Below are 23,128 nucleotides of genomic sequence, written 5' to 3' on the forward strand. Positions count from 1 at the left end.
TCAATCATCGAGTATGCGCATGGGGCAGACGAGCATCATAACGCCTGCAAAGCCACGGATAAGCGTGCGGTATTCGCTCTTTTTTATCTTGCCGCCGATGCCGAGCAGGTCGTAGATGACGTATGCTTCCTGCAAGCGCTGGCCGAGCCGCTCAAAGCCTGCACGCATATAGAAATCCTGCCTTTTAAGGCGCTGGGGGTAGTTGGGGGCACTCTTGTCAAGCTGCTCTATAGCAAGGAAAAGCCGCCTGCCGTGGTATTTTCTCAGCAGTGCTCTGAGTATGGCTGTGCCGAAGCCTTTGCCCCGGTGAGCATCGTCAACTGCGAGGTAGAAGATATAGCTAAGGTCTTTATGGTTGAGCACATAGACAAAGCCCACCCACTCGTCACCGTCCATACAGGCGAAAAAGTTTATATTGCGCCTTCTGGCTTTTCTTACGAGCTTGTCAAACGGAGCACGCTCTGATTCGGGGAATGCGGTGAAATACAGGCGCTTTATCCTGTCAATATGAGAGCTGTCTCTTGCTATATTTACTAAGCGTATATTCATATGTTTGCATATCCTTTTATAATGGTGTGTAACCCCTGTCCGGTGAGCAGGCCAAGGGGGCTTTTCTAAATTATACATATTAACCAAAAGCAAGTCAAGCCCCTTGCAAAATATCTACGGTTAAAAAACTGTTAAATCCCCTGTATTTGCTTGACATTGCACTATTATTATGATATAATCTGAAATTGAAAATAACTCTCAAATTTAACGACAGGGGGCGTAATGGGTGGCGAAATACAACACATTGCAGAAAGAGGAGCTCAGATGCTTTCTTGCAAGGCACAAGACCGAGAGCTTTACGGTAAGGCAGATAGCTGACAGGATGAAGGCCGACCCTGAGGTGACAAAAGCCCCCGGCGAGAGCACCGTTTACAGGCTCGTCAAGGAGCTGGTCGAAAGCGGCGAGGTAAAGCGCACTGTCAAAGGCAACAGCCGCAATTTCGTTTATCAGCTGACAGAGGGCGAGGGGTGTCACCACCACCTGCACATGAAGTGCGTCGCCTGCGGCAAGCTCTACCACATGAACGATGAGGAGAGCAGGGAGATAGTTGAGAAGATATTCAAGGAGGAGAGCTTTGAGCTCGACCAGAGCGCTGTGCTGCCCGGAAAGTGCAGGGAGTGCAAGGGCAGCTGACATATTAAGGCAATGCCGCTGGGCCACCGGCTAACGCCATTGCGGTATCACCTTGAAAGGAGTGTGAGCAAAAATGAAAAGAACAAGATACATAGGCGCAATGCTCGCACTGATCTTTGCTTTGATGATGCTTGCAGCCATTGGCTATGAGACGGCCGAGTATGACCACGAATGCTCCGGCGAGGGCTGCGCAGTATGTGCGGTGTTGCAGGTATGCGACGATCTGCTCTCGGGCGGCGGTGCAGCGCTTAAGGCTGCGGCGGTCATCTTAGCAGTATGCGTGCTCGCTTACACGGCAGCCGTAAGTATAAAACTCAATGAAAACAATTATACACTTATATCGCTCAAAGTGAGGCTCGATGATTAGTTTCAAATATTCATTGAAGCAGATGATATTCACAACACAACGATATAAGAAAGGACAAAAGATAATGTTTATAAAGAAGATATCCGCAGCTCTGACAGCTGCTGCAATAATGACCACGACAATGAGCCTTGCAGGCTGCTCGGATTCAGGGAGCAGCAAGGAGGAGGGAAAGGTGAGCATCGTATGCACCATTTTCCCTGAGTATGACTGGGTAAAGAGCATAACAAACGGCCACGAGTGCGCCGAGATAACCTACCTGCTCGACAGCGGCGCAGACCTGCACTCATATCAGCCGACAGCAGAGGATATACTCAAGATATCCGACTGTGACCTGTTTATCTATGCAGGCGGCGAGTCTGACACATGGGTGCCGGAAGCACTTGAAAACAAGCGCAATGACGACATGAAGATAATCAATATGCTCGATGTCATAGGCGACAAGGCAAAGGAAGAGGAAGTCAAGGAGGGTATGCAGGAAGAAGACGAGCATGACCACGACCACGGCGACGAAGACCACGACCATGACCACGAGGAAGAGGAAAAGGAATACGACGAGCACACATGGCTCTCAGTCGAGAATGCAAAGACTATCTGCAAGGAGATAGCTGATGACCTTTGCGAGATAGACGAGGATCACAAGGACGTATACAAGAAGAACTTAGAGAGCTATCTCTCCGAGCTCGATGCGCTCGATTCCGACTTCAAGGCTTTTGCTGACAGCGCAAAGAACAAGACGCTCGTTTTCGGCGACAGATTCCCATTCAGGTATTTCACTGACGAATACGGCTTTGATTATTATGCTGCATTCGTAGGCTGCTCGGCTGAGACAGAGGCGAGCTTTGAGACTATCGCTTTCCTTGCTAACAAGGCAGACGAGCTTAATGCTAAGACGATATTCACGATAGAGAATTCCGACAACAAGATAGCTCAGGCTATAATCGACAACACAAAGAGCAAGGACGCAAAGATCGCAGCACTGCACTCGCTCCAGTCAGTCACAAAGGAGCAGCTCGATGCTGACCACACATATATAACACTCATGAGACAGAATTTAGAGACTCTCAAAACAGCACTTAACTGATACAGGGTCATAACGGAGGAAGCATTATGTCAGAGCAGATAGTTTGCCGTGAGGCGACACTCGGCTACGAGAATATGACAGTGGCGAGCGGTATAGACTTTACCGTGAGCGAGGGTGATTACCTTTGCATATTAGGTGAGAACGGCTCGGGAAAGAGCACGCTCATAAAGACTATACTCGGCCTTAAGCCTGTTGATTCCGGCTCTATCGACTGGCAGGGGCTCTCGCCAAAGGAGATAGGCTATCTGCCGCAGCAGACGGTGGTGCAGAAGGATTTCCCTGCATCGGTAAGAGAGATAGTGCTCTCGGGCTGTCTGTCAAAGACAGGGCTGCGCCCCTTTTACGGGCATGAGCTTAAGGCGCTTGCCAATGAGAACATGGAGCGCCTTGGCATAAGCGACCTCTCAAAGCGCTGCTACAGGGAGCTTTCGGGCGGCCAGCAGCAGAGGGTGCTGCTCGCAAGGGCATTATGCGCCACAAGCAAGGTGCTGCTGCTCGACGAGCCTGTGACAGGGCTTGACCCCAAAGCACAGAACGACCTTTACGAGCTTATAAAGACGCTGAACGACAGCGGCATCACAATAATCATGGTGTCGCACGATGTCAATGCAGCGGTGAGATATGCAAGCCACATACTGCACATAGGGCATCAGAAGCAGCTGTTTTTCGGCACAAAGGAGGACTATCTGCAAAGCCGCATAGGGCAGAGCTTCATAGTCACAGAAAACGGCGAGGATGACAGCTCTGACAGCACGCCAAAGCCGAAGGCAAAAAAAGAGCCTTCCGATGCAAAGGCACTGTTTGCACCTGCGGCAGCTATAGCGGCATCTGCGGCAGTGGGGGCTGCCATATCGGGCATATTAAAGCATGGAGGTAAGAAAAAATGGGCGAGATGATAGACAAGCTGTCGCTTTACTTTTCCTACCCGTTTGTAAGGTATGCGCTCATTGTCGGGCTTTTGATAGCGCTGTGCTCGTCGCTGCTCGGCGTCACACTGGTGCTGAAGCGCTTTTCGTTCATAGGCGACGGGCTTTCGCACGTTGCGTTCGGTGCTATGAGCTTAGCGGCCGTGCTGCCTGTGATGATAAAAGACATAGCAGCAGGCATATCTTCCTCGGGCGACGTGCCTGAGGGGGCAAGAACCATTGCCGACGCACTCTCAAAGGTAAGCAACAACTACATCGTGCTTCCGATAACGCTGCTTGCGGCCGTACTTCTGCTGCGTCCCGGAAAGAACGCCAAGATAAAGGGCGATGCGGCGGTGGCTATGATATCCGTGGGGGCTTTGGCGATAGGCTATATGCTCATGAACCGTTTCCCGACCTCGTCTAATATCTCGGGCGATGTATGCTCGACGCTTTTCGGCTCGACATCTATCCTGACGCTGAAAGAAGACGACGTGCGGCTCTGTCTTATAATGGCTGTAGTCGTGATACTGATATTCGTGCTGTTTTACAACAAGATATTCGCCGTCACCTTTGATGAGAACTTCTCAAAGGCCACAGGCGTAAAGGCAGACGGCTACAACCTGCTCATAGCTATAGTCACAGCGCTGATAATCGTGCTTGCGATGAATCTTGTGGGCTCGCTGCTTATCTCGGCACTGATAATCTTCCCGTCGCTGTCGGCGATGAGGGTGTTCAAGAGCTTCCGCTCGGTGATTATATGCTCGGCTGTCATATCTGTGATATGTGCAGCGGTGGGCATACTTGCATCGATCCTTCTCTCGACACCTGTCGGCTCGACTATCGTCACGGCGGATATTGCGGTGTTCTTTGTATTCTACATCACCGGCAAGATAACCAAAAGAGCGTAACGTCAGGTAACAGGTAACAGGTAACAGGTGAGGTATCGGCGATCTGCGCCGATGATATGCCCATTCGGGCTTTATGATCAAGGAGACAATAACGTGATAATACTTAAAAGGATTTTACCCGCAGCTTTGGCAGCTTTGATGCTGACAGCCTGCGGTGACACATCAAAGGTAGACAGTCTTATAAGCCAGAACGAAAAGGCAGGCACATCGTCTTCTGAAGCATCAGTCTCTGACAGCTCAGCTGACGGACAGACAACTGCTGCGGCCGATCCTATTGACATTGCAGGCATAGATGTATCAAACGGCGACATTGATGTTGACCTGACAGGGCTTGAATCAAACATCGTCTATGCGCAGGTGTTTGACATGGTAAACAACCCTGACAACTACACCGACAAGACGGTGAAGGCTCACGGCACCTTTGCTCACACGACAGACGAGTCGGGCGAGAAGGATTATTTTGCGGTGTTCATAGCTGATGCTTCCGCCTGCTGCCAGCAGGGCATAGAATTCGTCTGGGCAGGAGACCACAAATACCCCGACGATTACCCCGAGGAAGGCAAGGAGATAACCGTCGTAGGCAAGTTCGGCACATACACAGAAGGCGAGTACCAGTACTGCGAGCTGACCGATGCGCAGATGACAATAGGCAAAGCGTGAAACGCTTTGCCTGAATGCATAATGCATAATGCATAATGCACAATTAAGGTGTCCTGCTTACGCAGGACGGATCTAAAAGAATATCCCCGAAGTATGCGAAGACTTCGGGGAATTTTGTTTTTTGTTTGATTTATCCGAACAGGGATAACGTCAGTGCAAAGCGCCGGTACCACGTTCATGCGTTAGTCATGTGTCTGTCGATGATATCATTTATGCTCCTGTAGAGGTGGGGCTTGAGCTCGTCGAGCGAGACAGGCTCTTTGTAGAGTATCGCCGAATAGCAGGTCGAGCTTATCAGCTCTATTATCATAAACAGCATTATCTCAGGCTCGTTTATCTTTCTCGGAGCGTCTTCGAGCATCTCGTTATATATGCTCAGAAAGTCTATCTCATCGGTGCCGCTGTGGGCTGTGAGGGCGTTTTTGAATATGCCCCAGCTTAAGTTTTTGGAGATGAATGTAAGCAGCGCCTGGTTTTCATTTAGCTGGTCGAGGATACTGTCTATTATGAAGATTATCTTTTCCTTGAAATCGAGCACACGGCCGCTTTTTTCAAGGTCAGCCATAGCTGTTTTGAAAAGCCTTGCCGAATGCTTTGCGACAAGCCTGTTTTTTAAGTCGTATTTGTCCTTGAAATAGAGGTAGAAGGTGCCCTTGCCGATGCCTGCCGACCTTGCGATATCAGACACTGACGTGCTGGTAACGCCCTTTGTGGTAAACAGCTTATACGCCGTCATCAGCAGCGAGTCTTCCTTGGCTTTTTTGTTGGTTTCGAGCTTGCCCATAGTTTTCACTTCCTTGCTGCAAATTAACGCACAATGCACAATTGAGGTGTCGTGTCTTATCGGCAAAGCCGATAAGAAGAAAGCTTTGCTTTGCAAAACTTGGCTGTGAAGCGCAAGCAGACGAGCCCCATACCCACCACCGACCTGCTGTCGGCGGTCCCCCTCTCCTTTCAGGGGAGGTGCCCCGAAGGGGCGGAGGGGTTTCACCCTTGCAAATCCCTTTTTTCCTTATATTTATTATAATCGAAACCATTGCCCCTTGTCAACGGTGAAAAATAGACAAATTGAAAAACTGACCGCCGGTCATATTGTGCATTCGTACAAAAATGTGACCGACGGTCAGTTTTATGTTGACTTTTTTAAAACGTGGTGCTATACTGGTAATATAAAGAAAATGACTGGCGGTCATTTTATATGAAATGATGCGGAGATGATATATATGAGAAAGATGAGCAGGGCGATAGTCAAGTTCAGAGTTCCTATACTTATCCTGTCGGTGCTGCTGCTGATACCGGCGTTTATAGGAATGGTAAACACAAGGATAAATTATGATATACTTTCCTACCTCCCGGGTGATATCGACTCGATGAAGGGGCAGGACATAATGCTTGAAGACTTCGGCAAGGGCGGCTTTGCATATGTCATAGTCGAGGGCATGGACGACAAGAACGTCGCCGAGCTAAAAGCACAGTTTGAGCAGATAGATGTCGTGAGCGACGTTGTATGGTACGACAGCATAGCAGACCTCTCTATCCCTAAAGAAGTGCTGCCGGACGACGTTTATCAGATATTCAACAGCGACAAGGACGATTCGACGCTGATGATGGTCTTCTTTGCAAGCACAGGCTCGTCTGATGAATCGCTCGAAGCTATAGCTCAGATGAGAAAAATGGCCGACAAGCAGGTTTTCACCGCAGGCATGGGCGCAGTCGTTGAAGACATCAAGAACCTCACCATTGAGGAGATGACGATGTACGTCATCATAGCAGTTATACTTATGAGCATAGTGCTCGCAGTTGCTATGGATTCTTTCCTTATCCCGGTATTCTTTATGCTAAATATCGGTATGTCGATACTCTACAACTTAGGCACAAACCAGATACAGGGGCAGATATCATTCGTGACACAGGCACTGGCGGCTGTATTGCAGCTGGCAGTCACGGCTGACTACTCGATATTCCTCTGGCACAGCTACAAGGAGCAGAAGGAGCAGATACCCGGCAACAAGAACGAGGCTATGGCTATAGCGATAGGCCAGACCTTCACATCGGTCGTTTCAAGCTCGGTAACAACAGTTGCAGGCTTTTTGGCACTCTGCTTTATGACATTCACCTTAGGTCTTGACATAGGCATAGTAATGGCAAAGGGCGTCGTGCTCGGCGTTATATGCACGATAACGGTTCTCCCGGCGATGATACTCATTTTCGACAAGCCGCTTGAAAAGACGATGCACCGTGAGCTTATACCCTCGCTTGACAAGATATCTAACTTCATAGTAAAGCACAGCTGGGTGTTCCTTATAGTGTTCCTGGCACTGCTTCCTCCGGCTATATACGGCGAGACACATACTGACGTTTACTACAACCTTACCGATACACTTCCTACAGACCTCAACTCAGTAATGGCATCGTCAAAGCTCTCGGAGGACTACGGCATAACCTCCTCGCACATAATCATGGTCGATGAGGATATGAGCGCTGCCGATGCAAACATGATGATGAACGAGATGAAGAAGGTAGACGGCGTTAAAATGGCAGTCGGCCTTGACTCGGTGCTCGGCATGGTGCCTGATGAGGCTGTTCCCGAAAGGCTCACAAAGCTGCTCAAAAACGGCGGCTGGCAGATCATGGTCGTGGGCAGTGAATACAAGGTGGCTTCTCCCGAGGTCAACGCACAGGTAGATGCACTTTCTGACATACTTGAAAAGTATGACAAGAACGGCATGATAATCGGCGAGGCCGCAGCAACAAAAGACCTTATAAACATAACAGACCGTGACTTCAAGATAGTGAATGCGATCTCAATAGCAATGGTATTCGTTATCATTATTTTCGCACTAAAAAGCGTGTCGCTGCCGATAATCCTTGTTTCGGCGATCGAGTTTGCAGTATTTGTGAACATGGGGCTCTCGTGCTATCTCAACACAACTATTCCTTTCATAGCATCTGTAGTTATCGGCTGCATACAGCTCGGTGCGACAGTTGACTATGCGATACTCATGACAACAAGATACAAGAGCGAGCGTCTTGCCGGCAAGGACAAGAACGAGGCTGTTTCGATAGCGCTTTCGACATCGATAAAGTCGATACTCGTCTCGGCGGTAGGCTTCTTCGCTGCGACATTCGGTGTGGGCGTTTATTCAAGAGTAGACATGATATCGCAGATATGCACGCTTCTTTCAAGAGGTGCGCTGGTGAGCATGGTGACGGTAATATGCATACTTCCTGCTATGCTTCTGCTGCTTGACAAGGTGATAGTCTACACCACACACGACATGAAGTCATTAAGAAAGACCAAGGATACAAGATATTACAAGCTGCCCCCCGTACAGGCGACAGTAAATGAGCAGAACTGAAAGGGGATATAACTATGAAAACATGGACAAAGGTACTTGCAGGCGTGCTTGCGCTGCTTATATCGGCAGGCTCGACAGGGCTTTATGCATATGCAAACAAGGATAAGGAAAGTGACAGCACCACTAAAACAGTCTCTGCAAAGGCCGATGACAGTGACATAAACAAGACCGAAGGCTATTCTGACAGCGCAGTTCAGGCAAAGAAGGAGACAGTGTATGTGCTGACCGATGCAAAGGGCAACAGGACAGACACGATAGTTTCAAACTGGCTGCAGAACCCCGACGGGCTGACCTCGCTGCCGGACATATCAGACCTTACAAAGATAGAGAACGTAAAGACCAACGAGGATTTCACACAGAACGGTGATAGTATTACATGGAACACCAACGGCGGCGATATCTACTACAAGGGTCATTCCGACAAGGAGCTGCCTATCGAGATGAAGGTGTCCTACAAGCTCAACGGTGAGGATATCGAGCCCGAGCAGCTTTTAGGCAAGAGCGGCAAGGTGACTATCAGGTATGATTACAAGAACCTCTCCTCAAAGGAGGTCGAGATAGGCGGCAAGAAGGAGACGCTGTACACGCCTTTCGTTATGGCAACAGGGCTGATGCTCGACGGCGTTAAGTTCTCGAACGTTGAGGTCAAAAACGGCAGGCTCGTAACTGACGGCGCCAAGAAGATAATCGTAGGCTACGCTGTTCCCGGGCTTACCGAGAGCTTAGGGCTTCAGGACAAGGAGCTTGATTTTGAGATACCTGAGTATTTCGAGATAACAGCCGATGTCAAGGATTTTGAGATAGGCATGGCTATAACAGTCGGCACGAGCGACCTGTTCTCTGACACAAAGATAAACGGCGACAAGATAGGCGAGATAAAGGATAAGCTCGATGAGATAGCAGATGCCTGCGACCAGCTCGCAGACGGCACACAGCAGCTATATGACGGGCTCTCGGAGCTCAAGGACAAGTCGGGTGACCTGACAGACGGTATTGATGCTATAGACGACGGCGCAAACAAGCTCGATGACGGTGCTGCACAGCTTAATGAGGGTGTTAATACACTTAAGGAAAAGGCTGGCGACGGCATCAGCCAGCTCGCAGCAGGCGCTAAAAAGCTCGACGACGGCGTTTCGCAGTACACAGGCGGCGTAATGCAGGCTTCCGCAGGCGCTTCGACACTTGTATCAAACAACGAAGCTCTAACAAACGGCCTCGGCGAATACACAGGCGGCGTAGCACAGGCTTATGCAGGGGCAAAGAAGCTCACGGCAAACAACAGCACACTTGAAAAGGGCGTCGGTGACTACACAGACGGCGTTGCAAAGGCAGCTGCCGGCGCTGACAAGCTGACAGCAAACAACGAAAAGCTCAGCAAGGGCGTAAGCGACTACACAGGCGGCGTGGCTCAGGCTTACGAGGGGGCTAAGAAGCTGACCTCCAACAACGAAGCACTCGGCAAGGGTGTGGGCGATTACACGAGCGGCGTTGCACAGGCTTATGCAGGCGCACAGAAGCTGACCGCTAACAACGATGCTCTCGGTACAGGGCTCTCGCAGTACACAGCAGGCGTTTCGCAGCTCAATCAGGCAAGCGCTAAGGTGCTCGAAGCTGTCAAGGGCACATCGGCTGCACTCGGCGAGCAGCTGAGCGATGAGAACAAGGCAGGCATGAAGAAGCTCACCGATGGCTCTGATGCGCTCAACACAGGCATACAGCAGCTTGCAGCGGCAGTTGAGGCAATAGAGCTCCCTGACCTTACAGCAGCAGGGCAGACGCTCACGACATCTGCCACACAGATAGGCGCAGATGCACAGGGTATCGGCGCAGACACAAAGGACATGGGCGCAAGTCTCCAGGCACTCATAGCAGAGCACCCCGAGCTTGCAGAGGACGAGAATGTCAAGGCCATGATGGCATCGCTTGGCGACATAGGCGGCAAGACACAGGACATCGGCACACAGCTGGGCTCGATAAGCACAGCATCACAGGGGCTCTCGCAGCTTTCCGGCATGGGAGAACAGATGACGACCTTAAAGCAGAGCGTTTCTACTATCGCTGCAAACGCAGATGTATTGCTCCCGGCATCTGCTCAGACTATACAGAAGCTCGCAGGCGGTCTTGAAGCAGTCAAGCAGGGGCTTGACAAGCAGGGCAAGACGGCTGAGGACATGGGTCTTATCCAGGCGCTCGGCGCAGTAAACGGCGGCCTTGCACAGCTTGACGGCAGCAGCGCACAGCTAAAAGCAGGTGTCAGCGAATACACAAACGGCGTTGCACAGCTCACAGGCGGCTTAAAGAAGCTCGATGACAGCTCCGCAGCAGTTAAGAAGGGGCTTGATGATTACACGAACGGTGCATCGCAGCTCACATCAGGTCTTGAACAGATAAACAACAATTCAACTGCGCTCGCAGACGGTATAGACAGCTACACCGCAGGCGCACAGGCTCTTGCAGAGGGGCTTGACCTCATAAGCGCAAACAGCGAAAAGATAGTAACAGGTATCGGCAGCTACACAGCCGGTGCTGCACAGCTCACAGACGGCCTTGCCAAGATATACGGCGGCTCTGACAAGCTGACACAGGGCGTGACAGACTACACAGCAGGTGCTTCACAGCTTGCGGCAGGCCTTGCACAGCTCGGCGCTAATTCTTCGGCACTTTCAGACGGCGCTTCGCAGCTCGATAACGGTATGCAGACGCTCAGCACCTCGCTCGGCGACGGTGTAAAGCAGCTTACCGAGGGAACAAAGCAGCTCGCAGACGGTGCATCGGCTCTTGCAGACGGCGCTGACAAGCTGAGTGACGGCGGCAAGAAGCTCTCGGAGGGCATAAACAAGCTCGAAGACGGCGGCAAGGAGCTCAATGACGGTATGCAGGAGTTCCGCACTGAGGCTGTAGGCAAGATACTTGACCTCTACAGCGACGACATTCAGCCGCTCACTGAGAGGGTACAGGCACTCACAGACATGAGCGCTGAGTACAACAGCTTCTCAGGCCACGCAGAGGGCACAGTGAGCGAGGTCAAGTTCATTTACGAGACAGCAGCTATAAGAAAGAAGGACAAATAAGCTACAGACACCTTCGTTCATATATAACCTCTTTGTGAAAAGGCTCACACCGCTGCGGTGTGGGTCTTTTTGCGTCAGGCACTTGAAAGTCGGGGGAGTTTGTGGTAAAATATAAGCAACAAAGAATCCCACCGCAAAGGAGTGATGCTGTGTGCTTGAAAAGCTGCTGACTAAGGAGGACTGTGCAAAATGCAGGCTGTGCTGCAAATTTGACAGCTACGACCTGTGGCAGACACCTGTTATCTACAGATCTCTTGCGAGCCGGATATTGCAGGAGTATTCGCCAAAGATAAAATTTGTAAAGCGTGATGAGCACTTCCTCATGAAAATGGACAAAGAGGAGGGGGCTGACGTTTATTTCTGCCCGCTGCTCGACCACGAAAAGGGCTGCATAATGGGCGATGAAAAGCCGTTTGACTGCGAGATATGGCCGTTTATGGTAATGGAGTTATGCGGCAGAAAGGTGCTGACTCTTTCGCCTGCCTGCCCGGTAGTCAACTCCTTGAAGTTTGACGATGTATGCGTCACCGCCGCAGAGATAGCCCCCGGGGCATTCGCAATGGCAGACGAGCACCCCGAGCTTGTGCGCCCGTATCTTGAAGACCACCCGATACTTGCCGTGGAAAAGAGCAGGTACAAGACGACACTTGTATAGCAGGACGCAAAAAAGCCGCCATCACTGGCGGCTTTTTGCGTTATTTTTTCTTTGAGAATATGTGCTTTTTCAGTGCTTTTACCTCGGTGGAGGCGTTTTTGTGCTCACGCACGAGCCTGTATATCGGCAGCACGGGGATAAGCAGCTTGTGCTTGTAGAAGTAGGGGTAGTTTTTCCTTATCGCTTCCATAGGCAGGAACACACGCTGCAGGATATACCTTAACGTGCCGAGCTTTCCTGCGCTGTTTTGTATGCCACGCTGCCTTGTGCCGAAGACGCCTGCGGTGATGAAGTAATCAAGCATCTCCTCCTGCTTCTCGCTCAGCGGCGGCTTTCTTCTGCCGAATATCTTTACAGCGAGCGCACGGTTTTTCTTTTCAAAATCGGCTATGCCCATTTTTTTAAGCTCTGCGTCTATATACTCACGGTCGAGCGTTTTGCGGAATCTTTTGAGGAAGACATATATATCGAGCAGCGAGCGAACGCCCGTGCCGTTCCAGTAGTAGTGCTTGAACTCATGCGCTACCATGTATATGTAGAAATCCTCATCTGACAGGCGGCGCTCACAGCCGTTTACAGGTATCAGCTTGTCGGATATATCGTCGTAGTAGTTAAACAGCCTCTTGTCCGACTCGTTCGAGAAAAGCATCCTGTGCATCTCGAAGTTGCTCACAGGCGGTTTCTGATAGTCGTCCTGATGACCCTTGCCGTACTCCACAGTTGTAAAGCCGAGGTCTTCCATTATGCTTCTCACATCGTCGGCTCTGGAGGCGTCAAAGAGTATGTCGTTGTCGCTCATCTGGCGCATACCGATGCCGGGGTAGTATTCCTTAAGGATAATGCCTTTAAGGGGCATATACCATATGCCGTTCGCTTCGAGCTTAGGGGTCAGGCAGGATCTTTCATAGTCGAGTATCATGTTCTTTCTGATAGCTCTTGCCTGCTCCTCTGCAAACCGGTCGTCGCTTATGCCGGCAGAGTCAAGCGCTGTTGCGATAACAGCTGTCATCTGGTGGAACGAAGCGAGCCTGAACAGCGTATCCAAATCTATATCCTTTACGATCATCGGATCCGGCGCTGTCTGATTGACGGCGGCGGAAGCAAGTGATAAAAACACTTTTACCTGCTGATCCAAATATTATCACCTCTTGAAAAAAAGTTAAAATGCTAACATCTCTCAGCCCTTTTTGAGCAGCACCTTCTTTATCCTGTCTCTGTACTTATATACAAAGTATAGGAACACGCTGCCGTAGGCAAGCACGAGCGCATAGCGTATTATCGTGTAGCTGTAGAGAATATTCATCAGCCCTGCGAACACCATGATGCCACCGAGTATGCAGAGAATGAACTTTATGCTGTACACATGGTCCATCTTCATTCGTTTTACGATAAAGTAGTGGAGAATGAAAAGTATTATATACCCTGCAAGTGTCGTATAGGCAGCTATGACGAAGCTGTGCTCGGGGTCGAGCCGCAGGAAGATGAGGTTGAGTATCACGTTTGCCGAGGTGCCTATCATTGTAGCGACCGACACGCCGATAGTCTTTTTCTCGTAGAATTCGATATTCACATACATGGTGAATATAAACAAAAAAGAGCAGCTTGTCAGAAGTGCCGGCAGGCAGTAGATAGATGGCTTGTACTCGCTGCCGCCGAGGATAAGTATTATCTCAGGCACGAGCAGCAGAAGACCCACTATCAGGAATGCGAATATGAGGATATATATCTTCGAGACTTTTTTGATGTCCTTATAGTTCCTGGCGTGAAGGCTCTCTATGAGCCAGGGCGCCCAGGCCTTGTTCATAGCGTCAAACAGCACCGATGCTATATGGTAGGCGCTGTAGGCTATCGAATAGTAGGCGGTATATTCCTCGCCGCAAAGGCGGGTAATAAGAAGCACATCTGAAACGCCGAGGATATGCAGCGAAAGTGCGTGCGGCACGAGGGGGAGGCATATCTTTGTGGCGTAGGACCAGTATCTGGTCTTTATCCTCCTGCCCTTGAATGCAAGGAACACGAATATAGCGGCACCGAATACGATAAACGGCGAGTAGAAGCCGATTATCCTGCCGGCGAGCTTGTCCTGCATAAGCAGAACGAGCAGGAATGCGAGCAGCGTTCCCGACACGGCCATGATACCCGTGAGCAGCACGAAGCGCTTGTACTGATAGAAAGCACGCTGCTTGGTGATAAGCATGGTATAGGGCGGGGCTGCGAGCATATACCAGAAAAGTATGTGTATATACTTCCAGTCGATCTTAAGATAATCGCCGAAGAAGCCGGGGAACATCAGGAAAACGCCGTATACTATCAGCGTCCATATAGTAGACAGCGAGAGTATCGACCAGATGTAGGAATCCATATCCTTTTCGTGCTCGGCCTTTGAGCGTATGATAGACTGCGAAAGGTCAAACGAGGTTATGACAAGGAGGATCGACGCCACCGACGAGAAATCGGTGAAGCTGCCGAGCTCGGCCTTTGTCATATATCTCGCAAAGAACGGGGTAGTCAAAAACGCCATTGCCTTGAATATAAAGGTGCAGACGGTATACCACAGTCCTGCTTTTGCAACGACCGAAGCGTCCTGTCCTTTTTTCTGCGATGTCTCGCTCATGCTTTCTGCTCTCCTTTATATTTCACTGCGAATGGCGTTAGTTTTGTAATAATTATGCTCTGCGTGGCATACGCTTCATAACGGCAGGTGTAACGGGTCTTGCTGCCGTTGTCTGTTCGGGCTGTTCCACAGCGCCTTTCTTTTTGAGGGACTTGTATTTGAATGCGATAGCTGCTGCTGCCCAGAACTCCCATACATACCAGAAGGACATCGACAGCATAAGCTGGAATGATACCGAGAAGAATATGATATAAAGCTCACGCCATGCAGTAACCTTGCACAGGAATATCATTCTTACGGCGTCTAAAACGATATACACGCATATCGCCATACCTATGATACCGAGGCTTACTGTCATCTCAAGGAAAAGGTTATGCGAATAGCCGACGTAGTGGATAGGCGATACGAAGGGTCTGTCGCCCAGCACGCCGTAGCCGAAGGGGCCGCCGTTATTGATAGCGTTTATAACGGTGTTCCAGATGACCTCACGGCCGTTATCGTTTGACATATTGCCTGATATGAGCATCTCGATATTACGGGAGGATATGCCGTATTTCTTTACGAGCTTCAGTGCCTGGTCAAGCAGTGTCTGGCTGTACATCCACACGATGCCCATAGATATGAATATCGAGGCTATTTTCAGCGTCTTCTTTGAAACGCTGTCTTTGCCTATCATATAGCTTATGAGCATAAGGCCTATGAAGACTATCGGTATGATGAGCGCACCACGGTTGCCCTGCGTGAGAACGCACCAGAGGCCGCCTATAGCCAGTGCGAGGAAGTAGAGCTTCTTCTTTTTGATGAACAGGTAAATGAATACAACTGTCGGGAACATTATCATATAGCCGAAGCTGAGGGAGTATGCGAGGTGTATCTCACGGCCCTTGGGGTCGATATCTATCCAGTAGCCTCTTGAAAGCGCCGGCATGAGCTCAACGAAGATAAGGAACACAAAGTCGAAGAACGCATATATCGAGAGGTGTTTGAGCAGCTTTTCCGGGTCGTCCTGCAATGAGAAGAACAGGAATGCATACAGCGCACAGTTTGGCTGGAGTATTCGGTCAAAGCCGTAGTTTTTTCGGTCGAAGTAATACCACAGGTCGGGGTTCAGCAGTATCGACAGCAGAATCGCTATGATTATGAAGAAATACATCACAAAGAAGGGGATATATTTCTTTGAGTCGAGCCTGTGCATATTTATAAAGAATATTATCATAGGCACGGAAGCCACAAGAAAAAGCGTGACGCTTCGTACATAGCCTTCGTTGAAGCCCATACGGGAAAGTGTAAATCTGGCAACTGTCATTGCGAAGAGCTCACACAGCCAGAGATACAGCAGCTTTGTAGACAGGTCGAGCTTTTCACGGCCGCCGAGTTTAAGTTTAGTATCTTTCAATATTTATCTCTTCCATTCATTATCTCAAAAAACCAAAAGCGGATATTATATCAGGCGTTGTTCTTACGGGCTATCTTTTCTACCTCGGGTGCAAAGAGCGGCCACTTGCCTGTGCGGCAGGGCATCTGAGTAACGTCCGGGTCAGCGCCGTAGTTGCCTTCGATGAGCTGGGTGTTGCCATTGTCATCTATTGCCACGTCCCACCCGACATAGCGCACCTGCGGAACAGTCATTGCGGCCTTTGTCACTATATCAGTGACCTTATCCCACGAGGGAACGTTGTAGCCGATTATCTGCTCGCCGCTGTCGGGGTGGATGATATATCTCTTGAAGTTGCGGTCGATGCCGGGGGCATTGATTATACCTGTGGCGACATCTATCGTGGCAGCTATGCCGTAGTGGTGGAAATTATCCGCCGACTTGCCACGTCTGCCTATCCTTAAAACGCCTGCCATTATCCTGGGCGTTCCGTCAGCGCAGCGCAGGGTGACTATCCTTAAGGTGTTTACCGATGTGCTGTTGAAGGTACTGAGCGTCGGGTGCTGGGTTATCAGCTGCTCGATGATGCAGCCGTTACGGCGGAGCTTTTCAAAGAGCTGCTTAGTCTTTTCGGGGGTCATTGCCGGGTCGGTGTCGTACTTTTCGGCGTTTTTGCCGAACATTCCCGAGCGTGCCTTTGCAAAGAACGACGGGTGCTTTTTCACAAACTCCGAAAACTCGTCAAAGGTGCATTCCGTTACATCGAGCCAGTCTCTGTTTATATACTTGGCAAAGGTCTTGTTGAAAAGAGCCTTGTCATCGAATATGCTGCGCTTTGAAGGGTCATTGCACACGCTTATGGTATAGCGCAGCTTGGTAAATGTCATATACTTGCGGCGCTCACGGTTTTTCAGTTTATAAAAGCCGTACTGGAAGTAATCCTGTATCTCTGTGCCGTAGCGGATACGCTCCCAGAGAACGTCTGCCATGAGCCACAGCCGCAGACCGAGCGTCAGCGACTTGCCGAAGCAGAGCTTTGAAAGCCTGTTAAAGGTCTTAAGTCTACCCATATTTATGCTTCCTTTCAGACAGTGTGCTCACGAACGAACGCAGCCCACATTTCCTTTTCACAGTCGGAGGATATCTCCTGTTTAGCGTTGTTTGCGGTGTGTTCCACATGGAACTTTCGGCGCTTTGCAAGGTAATTGTCAAATGTCGATATCACCTTTGCCGGAACGCCCCCCACGACAGAGCCGGAAGGCACGTCCTTATTGACCACCGCACCTGCGGCGATTATCACGTTATCGCCTATCTTGACATCATAGAGGATCTTTGCATTGGCGCCGATGAAGACGTTATTGCCTATCTCGATGCAGCCTATCTTTTCCTTGTAGTCGTGGCCGTCCTTCATGCCGTTGAGCATATAGTGTGTGACATCGTGAGTTATAAACTCCACGCCCGATGCTATCCACACGTTATTGCCGATGCTTATGAGCTTTGAATAAAGGGGTATCTTGCGTGGGGTTATCATAACACGCTCGCCCATCGAGTGGAAAAGGTGCTTGCTTTTCATATACTGCGCCCTTTTCATAGGGGAGCGTATAGTCATAAGTTTTAAAGTATGCAAATGCCTCTGATTCATAGTTTTTCACCTCTGTCTGCCGGGCTGTGTGCCCGGACTGTCGGCGGTCAGATCTCTTTTCTGCCGCAGTCTCTGAGTATGAGCTCTATATTCTCCATGCCGAGCCCTTCGGGAGTTCTTCCCTCAGCACGCAGGTCTCTGCCGAGAGCCGCACTTGCTATGGCTATGATGCCCGACACGATAGGAGTCTCTACATCGAGCGCCTTGCCGAGAGCTTCGAGCATTACAAGACCCTGGGGGACATCCTCAGAGATATATCTCGAATCAACGACTGTCGGCCCCTTTGCTCTTGTATCCATCTCGGCGTAGTTTAAGAATACCTCCTTGGCATCTGTGCTGTCGTCGAGCGAGTTGCGGTACTTGCAGGCCTCGACATAGCTGAGCCTTTCAAAGCCGAGCTTGTCGAGAACGTTCATCTTCTCGTTGTCAAGGGCTTCGAGGACACGCCATGTTGCAGGATTGTCTCTTGTATATGCCTCGTGATACAGGCAGAACTCGCCCTTTGATTTTTCTATTCTCGGTATGCTCATAACAGAGCCTACCGTGTGTACTACGAGGTTGGGGTTATGAAGTGCTGCCTCGACTACCGAATCGAGGTATACAAATCTTTCACCTAACTTATCGAGCTTTTCAATTGCCTCAGCCTTGCGTGCAGAGGGGTATATGCCGATAGGGTTCCTTACATTTCTGAAACCCACACGGAAAAGCCCGGGCTCCATTATACGGCCGTCGATAAACGAGCTCTCAGCCTCGGCAACTATGATATTCTTGTCCTTGCAGTGCTTGAGCACATACGCTGTGGAAAGATAGCCGGGGTTTATAAGGAGTATCTGGTCGTCTTTCAGGTAGGGGGCAATACGCTCTATGAGCTGCTCGTGGAAGTTTGTCTGGATGTATATAATGATTATCTCAGCGTCCTTCACGTCAGCGACATCACGGCTGAGCTTGTGTATATTTGCGGTCTTTATCTCGCCGAACTCGTTAAGGGTCATCCTACCGTTATTTTCAAGCAGGAAGCTGAAATTATCATCATGCATGGCGTGCGAGGTCTTTATAAGAGTTACCTCATGGCCGTGCATCGTCAGGTCGGCCGAGACTGCGCAGCCTGCGTTGCCGGCACCAAGAATGGCTATTTTCATTTATATGGTTCCTTTCTCTATCAGGCGTTTATCAGTTCTGCGCCTTTGCAAGTGTTCTCTTGTTGAAGAATTCATCGAGCACACGGTCTGTCAGGTCGCCGAAGGTCGGGCCGCAGCTTACCTGGTTTGCGCCGGGGCAGGTGTTAAATTCTATAAGCACCGGCTGCGACTGGGTGTCAACTGTCATATCCCAGCCTATGAGCTTGAAGTGGGCAAGTCTCTTATGTGCGAACCTGACTGTCTCTATCACCTTGTCAAATTCGGGTATCTTTATATCGGCAAACTTAACGCCTGTGCTGTTCTCTGTCACCCACTGAGCCTTGCGGTTTACAGCCTTTGCCTTGAGCTGGCCGTCATCTAAAACAGGGCAGGCAAAGCCGCCGGCACCTACGTTATCTACCTTTGAATTGGGTGCGCCCACACGAAGTATGCAGGAAAGTATATGCACCTTGCCCTCAAAGAAGAAGGACACTACCCTTATCGTATTGAGCGAGGAGGGGTTGAGCTTTGCAAGGGTGGGGTGCTGCTTAACTGCTGCCTGCATGATGAAGTTTGCGCCTATCTCTCTGAAAGACTTCTCTATTCTCTTTTTTGTAGCAGAGGCAGGTGTGAAGAACTTTATGAGCCTTCCCTCGCCGCTGTCGATAGAGGGCTTTATAAGGCTCTCCTGCTTGTAGCTTGAAGCAAGCTCGACTGCCTGCTCAAAGGTTATAGGCTTCATATCAGCGTCGTAGTAAACGCCTGCGATGTTTTTGCATATAGTCTCAGGCCTTGTGACATCGGGGAACCACACATCGTGGTAGCACTTGTCCTCACCGAAGCGCCTAAACTGCGAGTTGCTGAAATAGGGTATCATCTCGCCGTAGTAGAGGTCATCGGGGATATATCTCGGGTCTACCTTCTTGTCAGCGTCGCAGAATATCTGATACCAGTATTTTGCGGGCTTATAGTTATACTTTTTCCAGTAGGGGAGTATTATCCTCTCGTATTCCTTGTCAACATTCATGCCGCCGTTCATTCGTTTCAGGCGCAGCTTTGCTTTTTTTCTGTAGCTGTACTTGCGGTATGCCGATTCGATCTTAAGATCCAGGTCGTCCCATTTTTTTCTGAAACCGCTTCTCATTCTTTCAAGCCCTTTCTTATAGCTATCTCGTTGTATTTCATCATATATATCCCCTCGTCATAGCTGCCTATGTTTCTGGGGTTTGCCTTGCCGTTTAAGTTGTTGAGTATGAGCGTCATATGGTCGCACCCCGACTCATATGCGTGCGGATAGCCGCCGCCGAATCTCGGGTTTACCTCGCTTATATAGTAGCGGCCGCCGATATCGAATATGTCGATATCTATCTGCCCCCTGAAGCCTGCTTCGAGCACGAATTTTTCTATCAGCTCAAACAGCGCAGGGTCTTTGAAGCTGACAGCCTTGTCAGTCTCGCCGGCACGCATTTTAAGTTTCTTTTTGGTGAATACCGAGACCACCTCGCCCGATATCATATCTATATACACATCAGCGCCTATCTCCTGCCCGTCGAGCAGCTCCTGCACCATGAGCCCCGGCTCGTGGTCAAACAGCAGCTTAACAGTCTCTTTATCACAGACCTTTGAGATGCTGACAGATGCCGAGCCCTTTACGGGCTTTACAAACACCGGGAAAGCCACCCTGCCTGCATCAACGTCCTCAAAGAAGGCGTTTATATCAGTCCATGACCTTGCGCAGGCGTAGCCGTGCTGTGTCAGGTATCCATACATCTTCATTTTATCAAGCGATATCTCGCAAAGCTCAAACGAGCTGCCTATCACCTTTGTGCCTACGGCTTCAAACCTCTCGCTGTTTTTGGCAAGAAGGCTGAGCTCCGGGTCGATAAGGCTGAGCACGCCGTCTATCTTTTCCTTTTTGCATATATCGAGAATAATGTCGATATAGCCGGGAGTGCTTATAGTAGGCACGATGTAGTATCTGTCTGCATCGAATATCGCAGGTGCAAGCTCGCTTGCATCTGCCGCTATGACATTGCCCTTGCCGGCGAATGCCCTTTTAAAATACTGCACGACCTTGTTTCTTGTACCGGCCGCTAAAATAAGAATATTCATATGTTATCACTCTTGTCAAAAAAATCATCAAAAAACAAAGGCGTTCCTCCGGTGTGGATGAACAGAATGTTTTTATCCCTTATGTCATGCTTGTCTATATAGGCGCTCATTCCTGTGAATGCCTTGCCCGTGTATGTCGCATCGAGCGGTATGCCGTAATTTCTGAGCACAAAGCACATCGTCTCAAAAACGCTGTCATCGTCCTTGCCGTAGCCGGAGGTGTAGTCGTCGATAAACACGGTAGCCTGCTCTATCTCCTCATCTGACGCACGGCCGTTCATATAAGACCTTATGCTGTCGAGCACGACGTTCCTGCCACGGGGGTTTTTGCGTGCTATGCTGATACCTATGATATCACGCTCATCCTTTGCAAGCAGATGGCCGCAGACAAGCCCTGCGTGGGTCGTGCCTGTGCCTGATGCAAAGAAGATGCAGTCAAAATGCGTACCGAGCGCCTTTTCCTGCTCACATATCTCGCTGTAGCATCTGACGTAGGCCTCTGTGCCCGTATTGCCGTGGCCGCCGCCCTCTATGAAGAATGGCTTTCTGCCCTGAGCCTTAAGCTCTGACAGCTTGTTTTCTATAGTGTCGTGTACCTCGCTTACCGGCACGGTGGTGATCTCAGCACCAAACAGCTTCATCATGCGGCTGTTGAAGGTCGCCCTGCTCGCTTCTGCCGGGCTTATCACATAGCAGCCGAGCCCTCGCTTGCAGCAGAGGTTTGCGACCACTCTGCAATGGTTCGAGCTGCCCGAGCCGTAGGTGACTACGCAGTCATAGCCGCCGTCATCTATCTGCTCAAAGAAAAGCTCTGCCTTTCTGGCCTTGTTTCCGCCGAATGAGAAGGGGATAAGGTCATCACGCTTTATGAAAAGGCAGCAATCTTTATACTCACCTAATTCCTGTATCGCTGTCGGGATCATTGGTCTTTTCCCAGTCCTCTCTCATAATACCGTACACATATCTGTCGGCATATTGTCCGTGCGACAGAATGTCTCCTCTGAGGCAGCCTTCCTTTACAAAGCCGACCCTCTCGAAAAGCCTCTGTGCGGTCACGTTGTCCTTTTCGGTGAAAAGATATATCCTGTTAAGGCCGAGGGTGTTAAAGCCGTATTCGATGATGAGACGGCTCGCCTGCTTGGCTATGCCCCTGCCTTTATAGTCATGCCTGCCGAGCAGGATATAATACTCGGCCTTGCTGCTTTTTTTATCTATCGACAAAAGCCCTATGAGCCCCACGGCCACGCCGTCGCACTCTATGAGTCCGTCAAATCGGTCTGTCCTGCCCTGGTTGTTATCGAACCACTTCTCGGTCTTTTCGATCTCAAGCGGCAGGTCGTAGTGGAGAAACCTGTTGTTCTCCGTATCATTTACCCATGTCACCTTATCGGGGATATCCCTTTTTTCAAACCTTCTTATCGTTACCGGCATGAGCCTTTCCCCTTCTTGCATCGTCGAGCCTTCCGGCCTTTATCTCGCTGCCCACCTGTATGTCAGACTTCTTTAAGACCTTATACACGGTGAGGAGAAGTATCTTCACATCGTTTTTGAAGGTCACGTTGTCTACATATTCAAGGTCGTATGCGAACCTTTCCTCCCAGCTGTTGATAGCGTTTCTGCCGTTTACCTGAGCAAGCCCGGTAAGACCCGGCCTGACATCGTGGCGGCGGTGTTCAGCCTTGGTGTAGTAGGGAAGGTACTCTGTCAGCAGCGGCCTGGGGCCGACTATCGCCATATCGCCCTTTATGATATTTAAAAGTTCGGGCAGCTCGTCGAGCGAGGTCGATCTGAGCGCACGCCCGAATTTCGTCAGGCGCACATCGTCCGGCAAAAGCTCGCCGTTTTTGTCCCTTGCATCGGTCATCGAGCGGAACTTATTGAGCTTGAATATCTTCTCGTCCTTTCCCGGCCTGTCCTGCTTGAAAAGCACGGGCGAGCCGAGCTTTGTCCTTACCAGGACTGCCGTAGCGCCGAGTATCGGTGAAAGAGCCACCAGCGCCGACGTTGCGAGAAAGCAGTCGAGCGGGCGCTTTATATATTTTTCATACGGGCCGTGCGGTTTATGCTGCATATCC

The 23,128-nt window shown here is 50.1% G+C and carries 22 protein-coding genes; 9 read left to right on the plus strand and 13 right to left on the minus strand.

Features of this window, described 5'->3' with window-relative positions:
- The gene (locus CD05_RS18990; RefSeq protein ID WP_051589060.1) at window positions 1–549 is read right to left on the minus strand and encodes a GNAT family N-acetyltransferase; all 549 of its coding nucleotides are present in this window, start codon (window positions 547–549) and stop codon (window positions 1–3) included.
- A 226-nt stretch (window positions 550–775) separates the two neighbouring features.
- Between CD05_RS18990 and CD05_RS0114985 the strand changes: the two genes are divergently transcribed.
- From CD05_RS0114985 to CD05_RS0115010, 6 genes are all read left to right on the plus strand, one after another.
- Window positions 776–1,183, plus strand: a complete 408-nt coding sequence (locus tag CD05_RS0114985) for a transcriptional repressor (RefSeq protein WP_028511164.1) — start codon at window positions 776–778, stop codon at window positions 1,181–1,183.
- Between the two features lie 73 nt (window positions 1,184–1,256).
- Window positions 1,257–1,550, plus strand: coding sequence for a hypothetical protein (locus CD05_RS18995; protein ID WP_037323067.1), 294 nt, complete (start codon window positions 1,257–1,259; stop codon window positions 1,548–1,550).
- Window positions 1,551–1,614: 64 nt separating this feature from the next.
- On the plus strand, window positions 1,615–2,631 hold the full coding sequence (locus CD05_RS0114995; protein ID WP_028511165.1) for a metal ABC transporter substrate-binding protein: 1,017 nt from the start codon (window positions 1,615–1,617) through the stop codon (window positions 2,629–2,631).
- Window positions 2,632–2,657: 26 nt separating this feature from the next.
- Window positions 2,658–3,527, plus strand: a complete 870-nt coding sequence (locus CD05_RS19000; RefSeq protein ID WP_084262213.1) for an ABC transporter ATP-binding protein — start codon at window positions 2,658–2,660, stop codon at window positions 3,525–3,527.
- Window positions 3,515–4,447, plus strand: coding sequence for a metal ABC transporter permease (locus tag CD05_RS0115005; RefSeq protein ID WP_028511166.1), 933 nt, complete (start codon window positions 3,515–3,517; stop codon window positions 4,445–4,447). Before CD05_RS19000 ends, CD05_RS0115005 begins: the two co-directional genes overlap by 13 nt.
- A 93-nt stretch (window positions 4,448–4,540) precedes the next feature.
- On the plus strand, window positions 4,541–5,107 hold the full coding sequence (locus CD05_RS0115010; protein ID WP_028511167.1) for a hypothetical protein: 567 nt from the start codon (window positions 4,541–4,543) through the stop codon (window positions 5,105–5,107).
- A 175-nt stretch (window positions 5,108–5,282) separates the two neighbouring features.
- Here CD05_RS0115010 and CD05_RS0115015 read toward each other — a convergent pair whose 3' ends face one another.
- A complete protein-coding gene (locus CD05_RS0115015; protein ID WP_028511168.1) occupies window positions 5,283–5,891 on the minus strand; it encodes a TetR/AcrR family transcriptional regulator in 609 nt (202 codons plus the stop codon).
- Between the two features lie 439 nt (window positions 5,892–6,330).
- On the opposite strand from CD05_RS0115015, the gene CD05_RS0115020 reads away from it, so the two are divergent.
- From CD05_RS0115020 to CD05_RS0115030, 3 genes are all read left to right on the plus strand, one after another.
- The gene (locus tag CD05_RS0115020) at window positions 6,331–8,466 is read left to right on the plus strand and encodes an MMPL family transporter (RefSeq protein ID WP_028511169.1); all 2,136 of its coding nucleotides are present in this window, start codon (window positions 6,331–6,333) and stop codon (window positions 8,464–8,466) included.
- 14 nt (window positions 8,467–8,480) lie between these two features.
- Entirely contained in the window at window positions 8,481–11,537 is a 3,057-nt protein-coding gene (locus CD05_RS0115025) for a hypothetical protein (RefSeq protein ID WP_028511170.1), read from the plus strand.
- Window positions 11,538–11,688: 151 nt separating this feature from the next.
- On the plus strand, window positions 11,689–12,192 hold the full coding sequence (locus CD05_RS0115030) for a hypothetical protein (RefSeq protein ID WP_028511171.1): 504 nt from the start codon (window positions 11,689–11,691) through the stop codon (window positions 12,190–12,192).
- Between the two features lie 40 nt (window positions 12,193–12,232).
- On the opposite strand, the gene CD05_RS0115035 is transcribed toward CD05_RS0115030, so the two are convergent.
- The 11 genes from CD05_RS0115035 to CD05_RS0115085 all read right to left on the minus strand — a co-directional run bounded on the left by CD05_RS0115035 (window position 12,233) and on the right by CD05_RS0115085 (window position 23,124).
- Window positions 12,233–13,327, minus strand: coding sequence for a nucleotidyltransferase family protein (locus tag CD05_RS0115035; protein ID WP_028511172.1), 1,095 nt, complete (start codon window positions 13,325–13,327; stop codon window positions 12,233–12,235).
- A gap of 42 nt (window positions 13,328–13,369) precedes the next feature.
- Window positions 13,370–14,806, minus strand: coding sequence for an oligosaccharide flippase family protein (locus tag CD05_RS0115040; RefSeq protein ID WP_028511173.1), 1,437 nt, complete (start codon window positions 14,804–14,806; stop codon window positions 13,370–13,372).
- A gap of 52 nt (window positions 14,807–14,858) precedes the next feature.
- Window positions 14,859–16,202: an O-antigen ligase family protein gene (locus CD05_RS0115045; RefSeq protein WP_028511174.1), complete on the minus strand. Its 1,344-nt coding sequence runs from the start codon at window positions 16,200–16,202 to the stop codon at window positions 14,859–14,861.
- Window positions 16,203–16,252: 50 nt separating this feature from the next.
- Window positions 16,253–17,251 carry a sugar-transfer associated ATP-grasp domain-containing protein gene (locus tag CD05_RS19005; RefSeq protein ID WP_051589061.1) on the minus strand — a complete coding sequence of 333 codons (999 nt, stop codon included), beginning with the start codon at window positions 17,249–17,251 and terminating at the stop codon, window positions 16,253–16,255.
- A 14-nt stretch (window positions 17,252–17,265) separates the two neighbouring features.
- Window positions 17,266–17,754 carry a DapH/DapD/GlmU-related protein gene (locus CD05_RS21365; RefSeq protein WP_278244782.1) on the minus strand — a complete coding sequence of 163 codons (489 nt, stop codon included), beginning with the start codon at window positions 17,752–17,754 and terminating at the stop codon, window positions 17,266–17,268.
- Window positions 17,755–17,870: 116 nt separating this feature from the next.
- A complete protein-coding gene (locus CD05_RS0115060) occupies window positions 17,871–18,962 on the minus strand; it encodes an NAD/NADP octopine/nopaline dehydrogenase family protein (RefSeq protein WP_028511176.1) in 1,092 nt (363 codons plus the stop codon).
- A gap of 31 nt (window positions 18,963–18,993) precedes the next feature.
- On the minus strand, window positions 18,994–20,085 hold the full coding sequence (locus CD05_RS0115065) for a sugar-transfer associated ATP-grasp domain-containing protein (protein ID WP_028511177.1): 1,092 nt from the start codon (window positions 20,083–20,085) through the stop codon (window positions 18,994–18,996).
- On the minus strand, window positions 20,082–21,053 hold the full coding sequence (locus CD05_RS0115070; protein ID WP_028511178.1) for an ATP-grasp domain-containing protein: 972 nt from the start codon (window positions 21,051–21,053) through the stop codon (window positions 20,082–20,084). The genes CD05_RS0115065 and CD05_RS0115070 overlap by 4 nt, the downstream gene beginning before the upstream one ends.
- A complete protein-coding gene (locus CD05_RS0115075) occupies window positions 21,050–21,976 on the minus strand; it encodes a pyridoxal-phosphate dependent enzyme (RefSeq protein ID WP_051589062.1) in 927 nt (308 codons plus the stop codon). The genes CD05_RS0115070 and CD05_RS0115075 overlap by 4 nt, the downstream gene beginning before the upstream one ends.
- Window positions 21,945–22,484 (minus strand): GNAT family protein, encoded by a 540-nt coding sequence (locus CD05_RS0115080; protein WP_037323070.1) that lies wholly within the window; start codon window positions 22,482–22,484, stop codon window positions 21,945–21,947. Before CD05_RS0115080 ends, CD05_RS0115075 begins: the two co-directional genes overlap by 32 nt.
- A complete protein-coding gene (locus CD05_RS0115085) occupies window positions 22,459–23,124 on the minus strand; it encodes a sugar transferase (RefSeq protein WP_028511181.1) in 666 nt (221 codons plus the stop codon). Before CD05_RS0115085 ends, CD05_RS0115080 begins: the two co-directional genes overlap by 26 nt.
- Window positions 23,125–23,128 lie beyond the last annotated feature (4 nt).

The organism is Ruminococcus sp. NK3A76, assembly GCF_000686125.1.
Lineage (GTDB): Bacteria > Bacillota > Clostridia > Oscillospirales > Ruminococcaceae > NK3A76.